This window comes from Streptomyces sp. ADMS, from assembly GCF_033441795.1.
Classification (GTDB): domain Bacteria; phylum Actinomycetota; class Actinomycetes; order Streptomycetales; family Streptomycetaceae; genus Streptomyces.
In genome coordinates, this window is record NZ_JAVFVX010000038.1 from 38261 (window position 1) to 57359 (window position 19099).

The window sequence follows — 19099 nt, forward strand, 5'->3', positions numbered from 1 at the left end:
CACGTGAATGCTCGTGATCGCTTAACTTGAAAGTTCTACAACCATCGATTTTCGGACACGGAGAATCGCAACAGAATGTCGCGGTTCGGCTTTCTTAATGCGGCCTCCGGGCTGGGAAGGCTCATTACCCATGCTGAAAACCGGCAAGCAATTACGCTTGAGAAGACTTTCGCTGGCGGGTGACGACCGCCATCTGCTCGTCCCGCTCGACCACAGCGTCTCCGACGGCCCGATCGTCCCCGCGGACAAGTGGGACGACCTGCTGCGGGCGCTGGTGGCCGGCGGCGCCGACGGGATCATCGTCCACAAGGGACGCGCCCGGTCCTTCGCGCCCGACGTCCTGAAGAGCTGCGCGCTGGTGGTGCACCTGAGCGCCAGTACCGCCTGCTCCGCCGACGTCCACGCCAAGGTGCTGGTCTCCGATGTCGAGGAGGCACTGACGCTCGGCGCGGACGCGGTCAGCGTCCATGTGAACATCGGCTCGGACACCGAGGCGCAGCAGCTGGCCGACCTGGGAGCGGTGGCCCGTTCCTGCGACGCCTGGGGCATGCCGCTGATCGCGATGGTGTACCCACGCGGCCCCCGGATCGAGGACCCGCGCGATCCGGCCCTCCTCTCCCACCTGGCCAACGTCGCCGCCGACCTGGGCGCGGACATGGTGAAGACCTCCGTCGCCCTGCCGATCGAGCGCATGGCCGAGGTGGTGGCGAACAGTCCCATCCCCGTCCTCGCGGCCGGCGGTCCACCGGACGGCTCCGACCTTGTCGAGTACGGCACCGCCGTGATGGCCACCGGCTGCCGGGGCCTGGCCATCGGCCGCCGGATCTTCTCCTCCCCTACGCCCGCCGCACTGGTGTCCCGGCTCTCGGCGGTCGTGCACGGCGGCAACAGCGACCTTTCTCACGACATGCGCATGGCTAATTATTCGACGATCGTGGCAGGAGTGGCATGAGGTTCGCATGGATCGACCTGCGTGAGGTCCCCCGTCCGCAGCTCCAGGCGGTGGTGGACGCGGCAATCCACGCCCGGATGGCCGGAGTCGTGGCCGCGGACGCCGAACTGCTCGGGACCCTGCCCCCGACCGTCACCCGGGTCCTGGTCCCAGGAGGTCCCGCACCGGCCACCGCGAAGAAGACCGGCGACAAGGAGGTGAAGGAGGCGAAGGGCGCCGACCGGGAGGCCAAGTCCCCGTCCGGGAACGGCACTTCTCCCTCGGGCACCGGAGTCGACGTACTCCTGCGGAAGTTCGGCACCCAGGACGAACTCGACGCCCTGGCCGCCGACCACCGCGCCTCCGGCGGCACGCCGGTCTCCGGCTTCGTCGACGTACGGGACGACCGCACCCTCCAGCTGTCGTGCGCGGGCGCCATGGTGCTGCCGTACACGGTCATCCACTTCGCCGACCCGACCAAGATCCCGCTGGAGATCGTGCTGGCCGCCGCCGAATCCGCCGGGGGCAAGCTCGTGACGGTCGTCGACGGCCTGGAGGAGGCGGCCATCGTCTTCGACGTGCTGGAGCGCGGCTCGGACGGCATCCTCTTCACGCCCCGCAGCGCCGACGAGGTGTTCGCGGTGGCGCGGCTTCTGGAGGCGACGACACCCCAACTGGAGCTGTCCACCCTGACCGTGGAGAGCATCCGGCACGTCGGACTCGGCGACCGGGTCTGTGTGGACACCTGCTCCCACTTCGAGGAGGACGAGGGCATCCTCGTCGGCTCCTACTCCTCCGGGTTCGTGCTGTGCTGCAGCGAGACCCACCCCCTGCCCTACATGCCGACCCGTCCGTTCCGGGTCAACGCGGGCGCCCTGCACTCGTACACGCTCGGGCCCGACAACCGCACCAACTACCTCAGCGAGGTCGGCTCGGGCAGCGCGCTGCTCGCGGTCGGCGCCGACGGGCGGACCCGGCGGGTCGTCGTCGGGCGGGCGAAACTCGAATCCCGGCCGCTCCTGGAGATCCGTACGCACGCCGAGGACGGCCGGCTGGTCAGCCTGACCGTCCAGGACGACTGGCACGTACGGGTGCTCGGCCCCGGCGGGAAGGTCCTCAACGTCACCGAGCTGCGGACCGGCGACGAGTTGCTCGGATATCTGGCCGCCGACAAGCGCCATGTGGGTCTGCCCATCGGCGAGTTCTGCAAGGAGGTCTGAGGTTCGATGGGCGAACTCGACTCGGATATCGGCCCGGACCTCTCCGCCCTGGTGCAGCGGATGTTCGACGCGCACGACGACCGGCTGCCCTACCTGACGCACCAACAGGAGATGCTCACCCGCGGCGAGTTACTGGAGCGGGTGACCAAGCAGGCCGCCGTCTTCGCCGGGTACGGCATCGGGCCCGGCAGCACCGTGGGCCTGCGCACTCCGCCCAGTTTCACTCAGATCGAGGTGCTGCTCGCCCTGTGGCGCCTCGGCGCCCAGGTGCTGCTCTTCGACTTCCGGCTGAAACCGCCCGAGGTGGCGGCGCTCTGCGCGTCCTGCCGACCGCGGTTCATGGTCAGCGCCGGTTCCAACGTCCGGGCCACGTTCGGTTTCAGGTCCGAGTACGAGGTCCTCACCGAGCGGCGCAGAACCGGCCTCCCCGCCGCCACCGGGCACCGCCTCGTCCAGTTCAGCTCGGGCTCCACCGGACGGCCGAAAGTCATCGGCAGGAGCGCCCGGTCACTCGCCACCGAGGTGGCCCGGTTCGCCGGGGTCCCGGGTATGCCGGCCGGCGGCGACCGGCTGCTGCTGCTCAGTTCGACGGCGCACAGCTTCGGTCTGATCGGCGGGCTCCTGTACTCCCTCGCCGCCGGTGTCTCCGTCGTCTTCGCGCCCCGCGTCTCCGCCCGCGACATCCTGCGGACCGCGCTGGAGCACCGGATCACCGCCCTGTTCGGCGTGCCGGCGCACTACGAACTGCTCGCCGCCGCCTCCGCTCCCCCCGCGCTGCCCGACCTGCGGGTCGCGGTGTCGGGCGGCGAGATCATGCCCCCGCAGGTCGCGGCCCGGTTCGCGCAGCGGTACGGCGTCGAGGTCGGCGAGGCGTACGGGACCACGGAGACCGGCATCGTCGCCATCGACGTCGGCGGCACGCTCCGTCCCTCGGTCGGCCGGACGGCACCGGGTGTGTCGGTCCGCGTGGAACGGGGTGAGCTGGACGTCGCCCTCGACGAGTCGCCGTACCTCTTCGACTCGGGCGGCACCCAGTACGCGGACGGCTGGCTGCACACACGGGACCGGGCGACGCTGGACGCCACCGGCGCGGTACTGGTGCAGGGGCGCGCCGACTCCCTGGTCGTCGTCGGCGGCCTCAAGGTGGACCTCACCGAGGTGGAGAACGTACTCCGCGAGCACCCGGCGGTCGAACAGGCGGTCCTGGTCCACGAGGACGTGACCGAGGCGTACGTCGCGGTGACGGCCGGCGCCGAACGGCCGTCCTCCGAGGACCTGTCGCGGTGGTGCCGGGAGCGGCTGGCCGACTACAAGGTGCCCCGGGTGATCCGGCTGCTGGACGCGTTGCCGCGCACGTCCAACGGAAAGCTGGTGCGGCGGGCGGCGACGTTGCGCTCCGCCGGGTAAGGCGGGGCTCCCGGTTGCCGGCCTCCCGGTTGTCGGTTGTCGGTTGTCTGCGGGCCGGTCGTGGCCTGTCGCGCAGTTCCTCGCGCCCCTACGGGGCGCTCGACTCCTCCCCTGGAGATAGTGATCATGAGCACTTCCACCCTGGAAGACGAGATCCGCGAGTTCGTCCTGACCGCGGTCATCGACGACATGAACATCCTGCTGAGCCGCGACGGCATCACGGACGACAGCCCGGTGACCGTCGGCGGACTGGATGTCGACTCTTTGAGCCTGATCGAACTCACCCTGCGCCTGGAGTCGCGGTTCGGCGTCGAGATCCCGGACACCGACATCGAACCCCTGGCCACCCTGACCCTCGGCGGGCTCGTCGCCGAGGTCGTCCGCCGCGGAGCCAAGGCATGAGTACGAGCACGGGAGCCACCGGCACCGACATCACCACCGACTCCGTACGGGAGCTGCTCTCCGACCGCAAGGTCTTCCCGGGACTGCCCGACGATCTCGGCGAGGACGCCGAACTCGTTCTGGACTCCCTGGGGTTGGTGTGGCTGCTCCATGTGGTGGAGGAGCGGTACGGCCTGGTCGTCGAGCCCACCGACGAGGACATCGCCGGGCTGACGTCGCTCCGCCGGCTCACCGGGTATCTGAGTGCCGCCCAGAAGGGGGGCGTTCGCGGTGACGCGTGAAGTGACGGTGACCGGATACGGCGTACGGACCGCGTTCGGTGAGGGCGCGGAGGCCCTGCGGCGCGGGGTGTTCGCGGGGGTGCCGGCGTTCCGGCCCACGACGCGGTTCGACACGGGGCCGTACCGGACGGCGGTGGCGGCCGCCGCGCCCGACGGTGCGGACGCGGTCGAGGGGTGGGCGCTGCGGCACGCGCTCCGGCGGTGCGGGGGCGATGCTCTGCGCATGGCGGGGCTCGGGACGGGCTCCGGGGCGGCGGTGATTCTGGGGGTCGCCGGGGATCACCGGAGCGTCACCCGGTACTGGCGGGGCGCCGAAGTCTCTGTGCCGAGCCAGGCCTCGCACGAAGGCCGCGGGTCCGTCGCGGCTGGTCACGCCCACGCGGCGGAGCCGCAGAGGTCACGGCCTCGCGCCCCTGAAGAGGCGCTGCCGGCGCCCGAGTCGGACCGTCTCGCCGACGCCGTGCCCGCTCGGCTCGCCGAAGTGCTTGCCGGCGGCCTGGGACTGACCGGGCCCCGGCTCACCTTCACCAATGCCTGTGTCGCCTCCTCCGCCGCGATCATTCACGCCTGTCGGCTGATCTCCTCGGGTCGGATCGACACCGCCGTCTGTGCGGGCGGGTATCTGGTCGAGGAGGAGACCTTCAGCAAGTTCAACTCCGGCCGGGCCCTGTCGCAGGACGGCATGGTGCGGCCGTTCAGTGCCGATCGCAGCGGGCTGCTGCTGGGCGACGGCGTCGCCGCCGTCGTACTGGAGTCCGCCGAGCACGCCCGCCGACGCGGGGCCCGGCCGCTCGCCTCCGTCGTCGGATGGGGCGCCGCCACCGACGCCCACCACATCGCCCAGCCCCACCCGGAAGGCGCCGGCCTCGCCCTCGCCGCACGGCAGGCGTTGCGGCAGGCCGGTGACCCGGACGGGGCGTCCCTCGGCTACGTCAACGCCCATGGCACCGGCACCAGGTACAACGACGGCGCCGAGACACGGGGCCTGCGCGCCGCCTTCCCAAAGCGCGCCGCGTCGATACCGGTCAGCTCGACCAAGAGCACCACCGGCCACCTCCTGGAAGCCGCGGGCGTCGTGGAGTTCGTGATCACGATGCTGGCCCTGCTGGACGGCGTACTCCCGCCGACCGCCGGATACGCCACCCCCGACCCGGAGTGCGACCTCGACTACGTGCCGAACGAACCGCGCCCCGCCGACCCCCGCCGCGCCCTCACCGTCAACGCCGCCTTCGGGGGCGCCAACACCGCACTCCTCCTGGAGCGGCCGTGACCACGACCGACGAGACAGCGCTCCGTACCTCCCTCGGCGTCCTCGCAGGCGCCACCGCGACCCACGACACCGGCCGGGACGACGACATCGCGCTCCCGAAGCTGCCGGGCTTCGTGGAGTCGGCGTTCAGCCCGCTGGCGTACGAGGTCGCCGCCAGGTGTCTGACCGAACACCCCGGGGACGGCGCCCGTACCGCCGTGGCGCTGGCCAGTCTGACGGGGGACACCACCACGGCGGACCTGGCCAGCTCGCGCATGGTGTCCGGACGGGTCCACAACCCCCTGCTGTTCATGCAGGCCACCGCCAACTCCGTGCTGGGGCTCATGAGCCGCGAGTTCGGCATCACCGGCCAGATGTTCAGCCTCTCCACCCTCGACGACCCGCTGGCCGAACTCCTGGCGATGGCCGACCTGTTGCTGGAGGACCCGGAGCTCGACCGGGTCCTGGTGCTGGGCGTGGAGCTGGGCGGCGGTGAACGCGTGGCCGCCGTACACCGCGAACTGGCGGCGGACAGCGCGCGTCCGGTACCCGCCCTCCCCGCGTCCGCGGGCCTGGCAGCGGCGGTGCTGCTCGGCCGTCCCGGAACCGCCGCCGGGGCACGGGTGTCGCTCCGGCCCGTCGCGGCGGCCCGCCGGCCGGGCGGCATCCAGAACCTGTTCGAACTGGCCGCCGCCCACCGCACCGAGACACGAACCGAAGCCGGGAACGAGACGGAGACCCATACCCATGCTCATCAGTAGGCAGGAGCGCGCCCGGATCTGCTCCGACACCGAACTGGGCGCCGGCAATGTCCTGGCGCGTCTGACGGCGTACGACCGTCCACGCGACGAGGTCGTGCTCCGGACGGACGGCAACTGGCGGGCCCCCGACGGCAGTCACCCCACCCGGCTCACCCTGGGGCAGCTGTGCGAGGTCGTCGACACCTACGCGGGCTGGTACGCCGCCCAGGGGGTACTCCCCCGCGACCCCGTCGCCCTCCACTCCTGCTCCAGCGCCGAGTTCGCGGTGAACTTCCTGGCGCTGACGTCCCTCGGCGCGATCCCGTCGTTCGTCAACGGCAACCTGCCGCCCGACATCGCGCGGGAGTACGTACGACGGCAGGGCGCCGTCGGTGCCTTCACGGACCGCGAGCACCACGACGTACTGGCGACGGCGGGCTCGGGCCTCCGCTTCTGCGCGACCGCCGCCGACATCCGCCCCGGGCACCGTGCCTCGCTCCCGCCCTCCCACCCGTACCGTCACGACCCCACCGACCCGGTGCTCATCTCGCACTCGTCCGGAACCACCGGTATGCCCAAGGGAGTTCCGCACACCCACCGGACGCTGATGTACGCGCAGCTGCACCGCCTCCGCTACTCCACCGGCACCGACATGGAACGCACCCTGGTAGGACTGCCGGGCGCCCACAACGCGATGGTGGCCACGCTGCTGTACTGCCTGCTGCTGCGCACCGACATCAAACTGCTGTCCAGCCAGCGCGGCACCGAAGTACTGGACGCCATCGAGGAGTTCAGGCCCACCACTGTGCTGGCCTTCGCCGGGACCTTCGGCGAGATGGCCGCCGAGGACCTCACGACCCGCGATCTGTCCAGCGTGCAGGTGTGGTTCAACACCGGGGACGCGGCGCACGAGGCGCACATCCGCGCCCTCGTGCGGCACGGCAGCCACCAGACGATCGGCAGGGAACTGCGGCGGGTACGGGTGGAAGGCTCCGTCTTCATCGACGGGCTCGGCTCCTCCGAGGCCGGCTACTCCGTCTTCCACAACCGGCACACCAGGGACACCTCGGCCTACTCGCGCTGCGTGGGCAGGCCGATCAGCTTCGCCGAGGCCGCCGTACTCGCCGAGGACGGCACCCCGTTGCCGCCCGGCGAGATCGGCCGCCTCGGCCTCAAGTCCCCCACCCTGACGCCCGGTTACTGGAACGACTCGCTGACCTGGAACCGGATGCGCCTCGGCGGCTACTGGCTCACCGGCGACCTCGCCCACCAGGACGAGGACGGCAACTTCTATCACCTCGACCGCGCCCCGGACGCCATCCGCACCAGCACCGGCGTCGTCTTCAGCACCCGCACCGAGGAACTCCTGCTCCGCGAACTGCCCGAACTCACCGACTGCACGGTCGTCGGGGTCGCCGACGACGGCGTACGGGCGGACTGGGACGGCGACGGGGTGGCGGAGGCCTACGCGCTGCTGCAACTCGCCGATGACGAGGGCGGCGGTGACGACGAGCTGACCGACCGGGTCAACACGGCCCTCACCACCGCCGGATTCCCCCCTGTCACCCGCGCCCTGCGCATGAAACCCGACGACGTCGCCAAGGGCGCCACCGGCAAGGTCCTCAAACGGGTGATGCGCGACCGCTTCGCCGCCGCCAGGGAGCAGCGATGAGCACGGGTACCGAGAACGTCAACCACCGTGCCCGGGCCGGGGAGGCGTACCGGCTGTGGTGGCAGCACGACGCCAACTGGTACCAGGCGGTGGCGCGCCGGTTCGGGCAGGAGGCCGCGAACGAGCTCAACGCCGAGGCGCTGCGCAAGGTCGCGACGCACGTCGGGCAGCGCGTCGGCCGTCTGTCCGGCCCGCTCCCCGCCACCGGCGACACCCACAAGGACCTGGAGGAGCTGCGCCGCCGGTACGACGAGTGCGGCGACCGGATGTTCCCGCCGGAACTGCGCAACGCCTCGACGGAGGTCGAGGAGGCCACCGGGGACGACGGTCTGATCGTCCTCACCCTCCGCCGGAACTTCGCCATCACCATGGTGCGGATGGCGGGTTCACTGGACGGCTACCGGAGCCCGTGCACCGACATCCACGCGGGCTGGTCCGAGGGGCTCGGAGTCACCCTGACGGAGAACCGCGCCGAGACGTGCCTGCGCGACGGCGACAAGGCGTGCCGCCTGCTGATGCGAGTACGCACACCCCTCACTCACGACGGTACGGAGGACTGAGCGCGTGCGGATAGTTGTCGCCGGAGCGACCGGAGCGGTCGGACATCCCCTGGTGGGCGCGCTGCGGGCGCGCGGTCACCAAGTGAGCGCGCTGGTACGGGAGGAGTCCCGGGCCCGCGCCCCGGAAGCGGACGCGGTCGTGGTCGCCGACGCCCTCGACCGCGAGGCACTGTCGGCCGCCGTGTCGGACGCGCACCCTGACGTGGTCGTTCATCAGCTGTCGGCGCTGCGGCTGCTGCGCGACGACCCGCCGGGAGCTTTCGCGCGGACCGCTCGGCTGCGCACCGAGGGCACCGCCAACCTGGTCGCGGCGGCCCGCGCGGCCGGGGCGCGGCGGCTGGTCGCGCAGAGCATCGCCTTCGCCGCCGCCCCGACCGGAGAGGCGGTCGTCGACGAGGACGCGCCGCTGTACGTGGACGCCCCGGACCCGGGGTGGGCGGCCACCGTACGGGCCGTCGCCGAGCTGGAGTCCCAAGTGCTGGACGGCACCGCCGAGTTGAGCGGGCTGGTGCTGCGGTACGGCACGCTCTACGGCCCCGGCACCGCGTACGCCCGTACCGGCGGCGGCACGGCGCAGCGGGTGCTGGCCGGGAAGTTCCCGCTGCCCGAGGGCGGGGCCGGGGTCACCTCGTTCCTGCATGTGGAGGACGCCGTGGGGGCGGCGGTGGCGGCCGTGGAGTCGGAGGCCACCGGCGCCTTCCACATCACGGACGACGAACCCGCCCCGGCCGCCCAGTGGCTGCCCCACTACGCCCGAGCCCTGGACGCGCCGCCGCCACGTACGATTCCGGCGGCGATGGCGCCCAGGCTGCTCGGCTGGTTCATGGCCCACCAACTCACCACGGCGGCAGGCGCGTCCAACGCCCGCGCGCGTACGGAACTCGGCTGGAAACCGCTGCGGCCGAGCTGGCGCGACGGGCTGGGCCAGGAATGACCGGACCCGAACCAGGAATCACCGCATGCGCACCACGCTTTTCGGGCGCCACCCATGACGCCCATGACACCCGTGACACCCGGCACACCCGTGACGCCGTCGTCGTGTGTGTGATCGGCGCCGGCCCCCGCGGGCTCTCGGTCCTGGAGCGGCTCCGCGCCAACGCGGGCCGGGCCGCGCGCCCGGTCGTGGTCCACCTCGTCGACCCGTACCCGCCAGGCCCGGGCGCGGTGTGGCGCACCGACCAGCCGGCCGAGCTGCTGATGAACACGGTCGCCTCCCAGGTGACCCTGTTCACCGACGACAGCGTGCCGTGCGCGGGCCCGTCGGTTCCGGGCCCGAGCCTGTACGAGTGGGCGCGCACCCTGAGCCCCGGGGAGTACCCGGCCGGGGTCCTGGCGGAGGCCCGGCGGCTCGGCCCGGACACCTACCCGACCCGTGCCTTCCACGGCCACTACCTGGAGTGGGTCTTCCGGCTCCTCCTACGCACCGCCCCGCCCGAGGTCACGGTCCACACGCACCGGACGACGGCGACCGAGCTGGCGGACACCCCGGACGGCCGCCAGACGGTGACCCTTGCGGACGGCGACCGGCTCACCGGACTGGACGCGGTCGTACTCGCCCCGGGCCACGGGAAGCTGACCCCGAGCCCGGAGGAACGGGACCTGCGCTCCTACGCCACCCGGCACTCCCGCGCCGGCTCCGGCGTGGCCTACGTGGGCCCCGCGAACCCGGCCGACGCCGACCTGAGCGGCCTCCGGGCCGGCACCCCGGTCGCACTGCGCGGACTCGGGCTGAACTTCTTCGACCAGCTGGCGCTGCTCACCGAAGGCCGCGGGGGCACCTTCAAACAGGGCAGCCGGGGTGCCGGGCTCGTGTACATCCCGAGCGGCAACGAGCCGGTGCTGTACGCCGGTTCACGGCGCGGAGTGCCGTACCACGCACGCGGCGAGAACGAGAAGGGCGCGCTCGGCCGCCACCACCCGCGCTTCCTCACCCCGGAGGTCATCGCCGGACTGCGCAGGCGGCCGGTCGGCTTCCGGGCGGACATCTGGCCCCTGATCGACCGCGAGGTACGGACCGTCTACTACGAGGCGTGGATCCGCGCCGCCCAAGGTCCCTGGGCGGCAGCGGAGTTCGTACGGTCCTGCTTCGCCGGCCGCGACCCCGAGCCGGTCCTCCTCGACCGGTACGACGTCCCGCCGGACGAGCGCTGGGACTGGCGGCGCATCGAACAACCTTACGGTGAACGGCACTTCACGGACCGGGCCGACTTCCGGCACTGGCTGCTGGGGTATCTGCGCCGGGATGTCGCCGCCGCCCGTCTCGGCAATGTGAACGGGCCGCTGAAGGCGGCGCTGGACGCGCTGCGGGATCTGCGCAACGAGGTCCGGCTGGTGGTCGATCACGGCGGGATCTCCGGTGAGTCGCACCGGGTCGAACTGGACGCCTGGTACACGCCGTTGAACGCGTTCGCGTCGATCGGCCCGCCCGCGTTCCGGATCGAGCAGCTGATCGCGCTGGTCGAGGCCGAGGTGCTGCACGTGGTCGGCCCGGGGATGCGGGTGCGGCCGGGGGAGCGCGAGGCCGGTTTCCTCGTGGACGCGGAGGGGGTGTCGGAGGCGCCGGTGCTGGTGAGTGCGCTTGTCGAGGCGCGGCTGCCCGACATCGACGTACGGCGCAGCGCCGATCCCCTGCTGCGGGGGCTGCTGGCCGGGGGCGGGTGCGTCCCGTACCGGCCGGGTGGCCTCAAGGCACACGAGACGGGCGGGGTGGCGGTGACCGACGGCGCGCCCCGGCTGCTGGACGCCTCGGGGCGCCCGCACCCGCGCCGGTTCGCCTTCGGGGTGCCGACGGAGGGGGTGCGCTGGGTGACGGCGGTCGGCATCAGACCGGGCGTGGGCTCGGTGACGCTGGAGGACTCGGATGCGATCGCGCGGGCGGTGCTGGGGCTGGGTGAGCGCGAAGCACCGCCGGACGCGGGCACGTTGACAGCCGGCCGGGTACCGGCCGCAGGGAGTCGGTGAGCATGAACGGAAGAACGGCTCCCGCGTCCGTCGGCACCGACGCGGGGCTGCTCGCACCCACCTGGGCGGGCACGCCCGCGGCGGCCGAGATGACGGACGAGGCGTGGCTCCAGGCCATGCTGGACGTGGAAGTGGCGCTGGCGCGGGCTCAGTTCGCGGTCGGACTGACACCCGCCACAGCTCTGGCGGTGATCGCCTCGGAGGCCCACGCGGACCGCCTCGACCTGGTCGCCCTGGCGCACGCGGCCCGAGCCGCCGCCAACCCGGTCGTCGCCCTGGTCACCGCCCTGACCGAGTCGGTCGCGGCGAAGGACCCGGCCGCCGCCGAGTACGTACACAGGGGTTCGACCAGCCAGGACATCCTGGACTCGGCGGCCATGCTGACAGCCCGCCGGGTACTCACCCTGATCGCCACCGACCTGGCACGCACCGCCACGGCCCTGGCCGCACTGGCGGACACCCACCGCCACACGGTCCTGGCCGCCCGCACACTGGCCCAGCACGCGGTACCCACCACCCTCGGTCTCAAGGCGGCGGGCTGGCTGCGACTGGTCACGGACGCCCGCACACGAGTACGGGCGGTGGCTTCCACTCTCCCGGCCCAACTGGGCGGCGCAGCAGGAACGTTGGCGGCGTACCGCGAGTACGCGATCCTCGACGGCGGAGATTCGAGGGCAGCGCAGGGCGGAATCGAGCTGCTGGCCCCGTTCGCGAGGGCCCTCGGGCTGGTGGAGCCGACGCTGCCGTGGCACACCGTACGCACCCCGATCGCCGAACTGGGCGCGGTACTTCAGCTGGTCACCGGGGCGCTCGGCAAGTTCGCGCTGGACGTGCAGACAATGTCCCGTACGGAGATCGGCGAGCTCTCCGAGCCGGCGGCGGCAGGACGAGGCGCCTCGTCGGCGATGCCGCAGAAGCGAAACCCGGCGCTGGCCACCCTCGTCGTGTCGGCCGCCCGCCAGGTACCGGCGTACGCACTGGTGTTGGCGCAGTGTCTGCTGGCCGAGGACGAACGCCCCGCCGGGGCATGGCACGCCGAGTGGCAGCCGCTGCGGGAGGCACTGCGACTGACGGGCGGCGCGGCGCACACGGCGGTGGAACTGGCGGAGGGCCTGATCGTCCACCCGGAACGCATGCTGGCCAACCTCGAACTGACCGGCGGAGCCGTCGTCACCGAGCGCCTGGCGGTCGTCCTGGCCCCCGCACTCGGCAAGGCGCACGCGAAGAAGCTCCTGACGGCGGCCGCGGCGGAGGCGGCCGAGACCGGACGCCCGCTCACCGAACTCCTCCGCGCCCACCCGGAGTTGTCGGCCGGCTTCACCCCCGCCCACCTGTCGGAACTGCTCGACCCGACCCGCTACACAGGCGTGGCGAACGCACTGATCGACCGAGCACTACGCGCATACGAGGACGACGAGGACAGGTACGAGGACGAGGACAGGGGAGGCGTCGTCCGATGGGCGAAGTGAGAGTGAGCGATGTGAGCGGTGCAGGGACGTCCCGGTCGTCGTGGCCGGTCCTCCTGGTCGTGGTCTGTGCCCAGACGCTGATCTGGCTGGACACCTCGGTTCTCAACATCGCCGTCACCACCCTGGCCGACCCGGCCGACGGTCTGGGCGCGACCCCGGCCGAACTGGAGTGGGTGGCGAGCGCCTACACCCTCGTCTTCGCCGGCGCCCTCTTCGCGGGCGGCGCACTGGCCGACCGTTTCGGCCCCCGGACCACGCTCCTGGCGGGCCTGGCACTGTTCGGCGCGGCCTCGGGAGCGGGTGCGTTCGCTGACAGTCCCGGTTGGCTCATCGCGGCGCGGGCGGTGATGGGCGCGGGCAGCGCCCTGCTGATGCCGGCGACGCTGTCGGTGATCGTGCAGACCACCCCGGAGGAGAGGCGCACCCGGGCGATCGCGATCTGGAGCTCGTCCAGCGGCCTGGGGGTGGCCGTGGGCCCGGTGGTCGGCGGGGCTCTGCTCAGCAACTTCTGGTGGGGTTCGGTGTTCCTGGTCAACGTGCCGATCGTGGTCCTGTGCATGGCCGGAGTGGCCGCGGTGGTACCGGAGTTGAGGGCCCCGAGGCGCAGACAGCTGGACCTGCCGGGCATGGCCCTGTCGGTCCTGGGTCTGGGCGGCGTCGTGTACGGAATCATCGAACTCGGCAACGGCCGGACCTGGTACGGCCCCCACGTACTCCTCCCCCTCGTCCTGGGCGGCGGCCTGCTGGCCGCCTTCGTGACCGGCCAGCGCACGTCACCGGCGCCCAGCCTCGACGTACGGCTGTTCCGGCAGCCGGGGTTCGCGGCCGGGAGCGTGGTGCTGCTGATCTCGTTCATGGCGCTGGCCGGCCACCTCTTCTACGCGGCCTTCTACCTCCAGGGCCCCCGCGGCCTCTCCCCCGCCGACGCCGGAACCGTGATGATCGCCGCCGCGATCGGCATCGTCCTGGGCAGCCAGGCGTCGCCGGCGATGAGCCGCTGGCTCACGGCCCGTTGGACGGTGGCGGCCGGCGTCCTCGCCACGGCGGTCACGTACATCGCGTACGCCTGGCTGGACGGCGGGACACCGATCTGGTTCGTCGCCGCTCTGCTGTGGATCCAGGGCTTCGGAATGGGCCTGGTCGGTACGCCGGTCACGGCCGTGATGATGCGCGGGGTGCCGCCGCAGCTGGCGGGCGCCGGGTCGGCGGTCAACAGCGTGACGCGGCAGGTGGGCGGCACGCTGGGGGTGGCGATGGCCGGTTCGATCCTGTCGGGGGTGTACCGGGCGAGAATGTCGGACGCGGAACTCCCCTCAGGGGGCGGGCGGTTGTCCGCGGCGGCCGAGGAACAGGCGCGTACGTCCGCCGAGGCGGCCCGCTCCCTGGCCGGCTCCCTCCGCCTGCCCGAACTGGCGACCACGGCCGACCGGGCCTTCCTCGACGCGATGTACGCCGCCACCCTCTCCATCGCCGCCCTGGCCCTCGTCGGCTTCGCGGTGTCGGTCGTGGGCCTGCGCACACGGGCGGCGGAACCGCAGAGTGCCCCGGCGAAGGCGGAATCGGCATGACGGACGTATCGGGGGAGGAGGAGAGGGACATGGAGACGGAAGCCGTGATGGCTCAGGCCGCGCCCCGTTCGGTGTTCGTCACCGGCGGAAACAGGGGGATCGGGCTGGCCATAGCCCGCCGTTTCGCGACGGCGGGCGACCGGGTCGCGGTGACCTACCGAAGCGGGAAACCGGAGGCTTCGGAAGGATTCCTGCCCGTACTTTGCGATGTGACGGACAGTCGGCAGGTGGACCGGGCCTTCGAGGAGGCCGAGGCGGCACACGGCCCGGTGACGGACTAGCCACGACGGCCTGACTGCTGATCGCGCGGGCCGAAGAACCATCCGGAAACGTCGTGATCAGGGTTGTCCGGTGCCGGTTCCGCCCCTGTGCAGCATCTGGGCCAGCAGCAGGGCACCACCGGCCGCCGCCCCCACCGCTGCTCCCGCGGCCAGGAAACCGTGTGAGGAGCGCCAGGACAGCACCGACCAGCGCGAATGTGCGGAGAACAACGATCCCGTACTCAGCCACGAACCGGTTGAGAGCAGCGACAGGTGAGAACCGATCGAGCCGACCGACAGGGCGCTTCCGACCGAGCCGACCGACAGGGCCGAACCGACGGACCCCACGGACAGCACCGAACCCACTGAGCCGATCGACAACACCGAGTCCCGTGACCACAACGACAGCACCGAACCGGAGGAGGCACAACCGGTCGACCGTGCGGGCAGTTTTGTCATGAGGCCATCCTGCCCGATGGTCCCTCCGGCTCGACATGAACGAATCAAATGGTCGCGGAGCACGGTGCGCGCACCACGGCCGCGCCACGCCGATGAGCGAACCGGAAACAGACAGGCGCCCGACCCCGGCCGAAGCCGACCCGGGCGCCCAGCAGCGCGGACGTCGCCGCCTACGGCGCCACCTTGCCGATCTTCACCGTGCCCACGCCCGTGACCGTCCCCAGGCCCCCGCTCTGGCCGCCGTACGTGAAGTCGGTCCCCGGTGCCGACGTGGTCAACGCCCGCAGGTGCCGTCGCCGTCGACGCGAAGGCGAGCGGTACGGGTCCGGCGGCGGCGAGCCCGGTCACTGGACCGGCGGCCACGGCGACTCGTATCGCTCGTCTCCCGCCCGGTATCGGGGTGCCACGGGGGGGTGGTGGGGGGCATGCGAAGTCCCTGGTGCTGAAGGGACTTTGAGCCAAGCTTTGCTCAAGCGACGCGCCGCTAGTGAGGGTTCAGGCACTCCGGAGGCAAGGATGGCGTGAATCCGCCATACGCCATCAGGAACTCAACAGGACATCCCACGACATCTCAAGGAATCCAACCACCCTTACTTATCTGCGACTTGAACGTGTAACCAGCGTTTCAGAACGCGACTCGACCTTGCCGAGGAGAAGTTACTCGCAGGTTTTCCCGCACCTGCTCCGGTGGGCCGATCATCGCTACTGGAAAGTAGCCGGCGAACACCGTGAAGAAGCTGTGCAGTTACTGAGCTTTCAAGCACTTCAGCCTTCTGCGGCAGCCCCATGGGCAACAAGATGACCTTGATCTCGGGGATTTGACCACTCCATACGGGAAGGGCACCACCTTGTTCAGAACAGCCTCCCTGCTCGCGCCCGCGCTGGCCGGGGGAATGATTTTCGCCTACGGCCCTCCCGCCCAGGCCGCGTCGGCCCAGCCGGCCGACAGCACCCGGCAGACACACTCCGCCGGCACCTATCTCGTCCAGCTCGCCGACGACCCCGTCGCCACGTACTCGAAGACCGCGCCCGCGCCGGGCAAGCGCCTCAACACGCGGACGGAAGCCGTACGGGACTACGTCGGCCATCTGAAGCGGCAGCGCGAGAAGGTGCTGGACGAGGTCCCGGGGGTCCGGCCGCTGTACAGCTACCAGTACGTGATCAACGGGTTCGCCGCCGAGCTGACGGCCCGTCAGGCGAATACGCTGGCCCGCACCGAGGGCGTCGTCTCCCTGGCCCGCAACGAGATGCGCCAGGTGACGGCCACCACGGAGACGGACGCGAGCACCACGACCGGCATCCACGCCACGGACACCGCTGCCGCCTCCTCCGGCACGGCGTCCTCCGGCACGCTCCCCGCCCCCGACACCGCCGGGTTCCTCGGGCTGAAGAAGTCCGGCGGGCTCTATTCCAAGGTGCCCGGCGGGCAGGAGAACGCGGGCCGGGGAATGATCATCGGTGTCCTCGACACCGGGATCGACACCAGCAACCCCTCCGTGGCGGCCCTTCCGGAGCCCCTCGCCGACGCCGACGTCATCGCCAAGAAGTGGAAGGGCAGTTGTGACCGCGGCGCGGACAGCGCGCACCAGGTCACCTGCAACAACAAGGTGATCGGCGCCCAGTACTTCAACAAGGCCATCACCGACCCCGCCGACACCGACTGGGCGTCGCCGATGGACGCCGATTCCCACGGCACCCACACCGCGACCACCTCGGCCGGCAACCACGACGTGGCCGCCACCGTGCCCGACAGCGGTATATCCGGCCGCATATCCGGGATCGCCCCCGCTGCCCGCATCGCGGCCTACAAGGTCTGCTGGCACGACGGCTGCCCGACGGTGGACATCGCCGCCGCCTACGACAAGGCCGTGGCCGACGGTGTCGACGTCATCAACTACTCCATCGGCGGCGGCAACGGCGAGCCCACCAACACCCCCGAACACACAGCGATGTTCAACGCCGCCAAGGCGGGCGTCTTCGTCGCGGTCTCGGCGGGCAACGAGGGGCCCGGCACCGTTTCCAACGGCGTCCCGTGGGTGACCACCACGGCCGCCTCCAGCCACGAGGTCGGCTACCGCACGACCGTCACCCTCGGCGACGGCACCTCCTACACCGGCGTCGGCATCAGCGCCTCCGCCGTACCGTCCGCACCGCTCGTCGACGCGGCCGAGGCCGCCCGAGACGGTGTCGACCCCGCCCGGGCCGAACTGTGCGTGCCGGACTCCCTCGACCCGGCCGAGGTCAAGGGTGCTGTCGTGCTCTGCAAGCGCGGCGACAACGCCCGCACCGACAAGAGCGCCCAGGTCAAGGCCGCCGGCGGCGTCGGCATGGTGTTGTACAACGGCAACGCGAGCGACGAGGAGATCGCCGACGCGCACACCGTCCCGGCCGTCCACCTGCCCCTCACGGACGGTCTGGCCGTCAAGGCGTACGCCGACAGCGCCTCCGGCGTCACCGCGGAACTCGGCGCGGCGCAGGGCGTGCGGCAGCAGGCCCCGCAGGTCGCCGGCTTCTCCTCCGGCGGCCCGGACCTCAACAGCGGCGGCGACCTGCTCAAGCCCGACATCACGGCGCCCGGCGTGGACATCGTCGCCGGCACCACCCCCGGCGGCGACGGCTCGTTCAAGGGCGAGCAGGGCCTCATGTCCGGCACGTCCATGTCCTCCCCGCAGGTCGCCGGACTGGCCCTGCTGCTGCGGCAGTTGCACCCCGACTGGTCCCCCATGGAGGTCAAGTCGGCGCTGATGACCACCGCGTCCACCAAGGACACCGAGGGCGAGCCCATCCGGCGCGCCGGTTCCGACAGCCCGGCCACCCCGCTCGACTACGGCTCCGGACACGTCGTACCGAACACCGCCGACGACCCCGGTCTGGTCTATGACTCCAACTCCGCCGACTGGACGTCGTACATGTGCGCCCTCGGCGACCAGCCGCTGACCGGTGACGGCAGCGACGACTGCGCCACCGCCCGCAAGACCGACCCGAGCGACCTCAACACCCCGAACATCTCGGTCGGCGACCTGACCGGCGGGCAGACGGTCACCCGCACGGTCACCAACGTCACCGCCACCATCGGCGTCTACACCGCCAAGCTCCAGACCCCGCGCGGCTACCAGGCCGAGGTCGAGCCGAAGCTGCTCGTCATCCCGGCGGGCGGATCGGCGACGTACAAGGTCACCTTCACCCGCACCGACGCCGCCTACGGCGACTGGGTCTACGGCTCGGTCACCCTCAGCGACAACGACGGGCACCAGGTCCGCAGCACCATCGCCCTGCGCGCCGCGCAGCTCACCGCACCGGCCACGGCCGCCGCCAAGGAGGCGACCGGGTCGCTCGCCCTCACCCCGAAGGCCGGTTGGAAGGGCACCTTCACCACCACGGTGAACGGCCTCTACGCGGGCACCACGAAGACGGGCACCCTGACCGGCACGGACCCCGACTTCGACTCGCCGCCGTCGACGCTCCCGGCCTCCGCGGCCCGGACGGAGATCACCGTCCCCGAGGGCACCACCCTCGCCCGCGTCGCCCTGCGCTCCGCCGACCATCTGACGGGCAGTGACGTCGACCTGTTCGTGTTCGACAGGAACGGCACCCTGCTCACCAGCCCCGGCCCCTCCAGCGACGAGCAGATCGACCTCGCCCCGGGGACGTACGAGGTGTACGTCAACCAGTACGCCCTGCCCGAGGGCGTCACCAGCCAGACGTACACGCTCCACACCTGGCTGATCGGCGCGGGCACGCAGCCGGACAACGCGGCCACGGTCACCCCGGCCGAACGGCAGGTGGCGGCGGGCGACACCGTCGAGACCACCGTCTCCTGGCGTGACCTCACGCCCGGCAGCGCCTATCTCGGCCTGGTCGAGTACGGCGACGGCACCGACACGGTCGGCTCGACCGTCCTGACCGTCACGCCGTAACAG

General features: G+C 71.7%; 15 protein-coding genes and 1 pseudogene. 15 read left to right on the plus strand and 1 reads right to left on the minus strand.

What is annotated here, in order from left to right; translation table 11 throughout:
- Positions 1–130: 130 nt before the first annotated feature.
- The 14 genes and pseudogenes from RB628_RS18425 to RB628_RS18490 form a co-directional block, all read left to right on the plus strand.
- Complete coding sequence (locus RB628_RS18425) at positions 131–952, plus strand: 2-amino-3,7-dideoxy-D-threo-hept-6-ulosonate synthase (RefSeq protein ID WP_318321559.1); 822 nt, start codon at positions 131–133, stop codon at positions 950–952.
- Complete coding sequence (locus RB628_RS18430) at positions 949–2151, plus strand: 3-dehydroquinate synthase II family protein (RefSeq protein ID WP_318321560.1); 1203 nt, start codon at positions 949–951, stop codon at positions 2149–2151. Before RB628_RS18425 ends, RB628_RS18430 begins: the two co-directional genes overlap by 4 nt.
- A gap of 6 nt (positions 2152–2157) precedes the next feature.
- Positions 2158–3558, plus strand: a complete 1401-nt coding sequence (locus RB628_RS18435; RefSeq protein ID WP_318321561.1) for a fatty acid--CoA ligase family protein — start codon at positions 2158–2160, stop codon at positions 3556–3558.
- A 126-nt stretch (positions 3559–3684) separates the two neighbouring features.
- Positions 3685–3960, plus strand: a complete 276-nt coding sequence (locus RB628_RS18440; protein ID WP_203689508.1) for an acyl carrier protein — start codon at positions 3685–3687, stop codon at positions 3958–3960.
- Entirely contained in the window at positions 3957–4241 is a 285-nt protein-coding gene (locus RB628_RS18445) for an acyl carrier protein (protein WP_318321562.1), read from the plus strand. The genes RB628_RS18440 and RB628_RS18445 overlap by 4 nt, the downstream gene beginning before the upstream one ends.
- Complete coding sequence (locus RB628_RS18450; protein WP_318321563.1) at positions 4231–5511, plus strand: beta-ketoacyl-[acyl-carrier-protein] synthase family protein; 1281 nt, start codon at positions 4231–4233, stop codon at positions 5509–5511. The genes RB628_RS18445 and RB628_RS18450 overlap by 11 nt, the downstream gene beginning before the upstream one ends.
- Positions 5508–6251 (plus strand): hypothetical protein, encoded by a 744-nt coding sequence (locus RB628_RS18455; protein ID WP_318321564.1) that lies wholly within the window; start codon positions 5508–5510, stop codon positions 6249–6251. The genes RB628_RS18450 and RB628_RS18455 overlap by 4 nt, the downstream gene beginning before the upstream one ends.
- Positions 6238–7902: a class I adenylate-forming enzyme family protein gene (locus tag RB628_RS18460; protein ID WP_318321565.1), complete on the plus strand. Its 1665-nt coding sequence runs from the start codon at positions 6238–6240 to the stop codon at positions 7900–7902. Before RB628_RS18455 ends, RB628_RS18460 begins: the two co-directional genes overlap by 14 nt.
- A complete protein-coding gene (locus RB628_RS18465; RefSeq protein ID WP_318321566.1) occupies positions 7899–8462 on the plus strand; it encodes a hypothetical protein in 564 nt (187 codons plus the stop codon). The genes RB628_RS18460 and RB628_RS18465 overlap by 4 nt, the downstream gene beginning before the upstream one ends.
- 4 nt (positions 8463–8466) lie before the next feature.
- Positions 8467–9396, plus strand: coding sequence for an NAD(P)-dependent oxidoreductase (locus RB628_RS18470; protein WP_318321567.1), 930 nt, complete (start codon positions 8467–8469; stop codon positions 9394–9396).
- The gene (locus RB628_RS18475) at positions 9393–11423 is read left to right on the plus strand and encodes an FAD/NAD(P)-binding protein (RefSeq protein ID WP_318321568.1); all 2031 of its coding nucleotides are present in this window, start codon (positions 9393–9395) and stop codon (positions 11421–11423) included. The genes RB628_RS18470 and RB628_RS18475 overlap by 4 nt, the downstream gene beginning before the upstream one ends.
- A gap of 2 nt (positions 11424–11425) precedes the next feature.
- Positions 11426–12892: a lyase family protein gene (locus RB628_RS18480; protein WP_318321569.1), complete on the plus strand. Its 1467-nt coding sequence runs from the start codon at positions 11426–11428 to the stop codon at positions 12890–12892.
- Complete coding sequence (locus tag RB628_RS18485) at positions 12880–14460, plus strand: MFS transporter (protein ID WP_318321570.1); 1581 nt, start codon at positions 12880–12882, stop codon at positions 14458–14460. The genes RB628_RS18480 and RB628_RS18485 overlap by 13 nt, the downstream gene beginning before the upstream one ends.
- Positions 14461–14507: 47 nt before the next feature.
- Positions 14508–14732, plus strand: a pseudogene (locus RB628_RS18490) (SDR family NAD(P)-dependent oxidoreductase); the annotation flags it as partial.
- Between the two features lie 66 nt (positions 14733–14798).
- On the opposite strand, the gene RB628_RS18495 reads toward RB628_RS18490, so the two are convergent.
- Positions 14799–15179 (minus strand): hypothetical protein, encoded by a 381-nt coding sequence (locus RB628_RS18495; RefSeq protein ID WP_318321571.1) that lies wholly within the window; start codon positions 15177–15179, stop codon positions 14799–14801.
- Positions 15180–16027: 848 nt separating this feature from the next.
- On the opposite strand from RB628_RS18495, the gene RB628_RS18500 reads away from it, so the two are divergent.
- A complete protein-coding gene (locus RB628_RS18500; RefSeq protein WP_318321572.1) occupies positions 16028–19096 on the plus strand; it encodes a S8 family peptidase in 3069 nt (1022 codons plus the stop codon).
- The last annotated feature ends 3 nt before the right edge of the window (positions 19097–19099 follow it).

Excerpts from the sequence above, each read along its gene's own strand:
- RB628_RS18425 (WP_318321559.1), top strand. The coding sequence starts at position 131 with ATGCTGAAAACCGGCAAGCAATTACGCTTGAGAAGACTTTCGCTGGCG.
- RB628_RS18430 (WP_318321560.1), top strand. The coding sequence starts at position 949 with ATGAGGTTCGCATGGATCGACCTGCGTGAGGTCCCCCGTCCGCAGCTC.
- RB628_RS18435 (WP_318321561.1), top strand. The coding sequence starts at position 2,158 with ATGGGCGAACTCGACTCGGATATCGGCCCGGACCTCTCCGCCCTGGTG.
- RB628_RS18440 (WP_203689508.1), top strand. The coding sequence starts at position 3,685 with ATGAGCACTTCCACCCTGGAAGACGAGATCCGCGAGTTCGTCCTGACC.
- RB628_RS18445 (WP_318321562.1), top strand. The coding sequence starts at position 3,957 with ATGAGTACGAGCACGGGAGCCACCGGCACCGACATCACCACCGACTCC.
- RB628_RS18460 (WP_318321565.1), top strand. The coding sequence starts at position 6,238 with ATGCTCATCAGTAGGCAGGAGCGCGCCCGGATCTGCTCCGACACCGAA.
- RB628_RS18465 (WP_318321566.1), top strand. The coding sequence starts at position 7,899 with ATGAGCACGGGTACCGAGAACGTCAACCACCGTGCCCGGGCCGGGGAG.
- RB628_RS18475 (WP_318321568.1), top strand. The coding sequence starts at position 9,393 with ATGACCGGACCCGAACCAGGAATCACCGCATGCGCACCACGCTTTTCG.
- RB628_RS18480 (WP_318321569.1), top strand. The coding sequence starts at position 11,426 with ATGAACGGAAGAACGGCTCCCGCGTCCGTCGGCACCGACGCGGGGCTG.
- RB628_RS18485 (WP_318321570.1), top strand. The coding sequence starts at position 12,880 with ATGGGCGAAGTGAGAGTGAGCGATGTGAGCGGTGCAGGGACGTCCCGG.
- RB628_RS18495 (WP_318321571.1), bottom strand. The coding sequence starts at position 15,179 with ATGACAAAACTGCCCGCACGGTCGACCGGTTGTGCCTCCTCCGGTTCG.